The sequence below is a fragment of the Bradyrhizobium sp. Ken01 genome (assembly GCF_055807355.1).
The window spans coordinates 1-241 of record NZ_JBVVPC010000286.1 but is presented as its reverse complement, the minus strand read 5'-3'; the positions used below and the strand labels follow the sequence as shown (position 1 = coordinate 241).

The 241-nt window shown below is 39.8% G+C and carries 1 protein-coding gene; it reads right to left on the bottom strand.

The features are described from left to right. Positions 1-49: 49 nt before the first annotated feature. Positions 50-124 carry a protein YsdE gene (ysdE, locus tag AC0L3S_RS39685; protein ID WP_211180519.1) on the bottom strand — a complete coding sequence of 25 codons (75 nt, stop codon included), beginning with the start codon at positions 122-124 and terminating at the stop codon, positions 50-52. Positions 125-241 lie beyond the last annotated feature (117 nt).

Genomic DNA, 241 nt, shown 5'->3' with positions numbered 1-241 from the left:
ATGCGATGCTGACGCATCTTATCCGCCCTACCATCACTCCCGGCAACATTTATTGCCGCTTTTGTTTACATATTCTGCCGCTAAACAATTCCCCATTCCTGGCGTATATCTGGCTAACATTCATCAATGTGATAGATTCCTCTCCCGCATTTATGGGAATGCGTAGTGACTTATTCTAATTATTTTTATAAAAGCATCCGTGATAATGAAAAGGCAAAGAAACATCAATAACAAATTGACG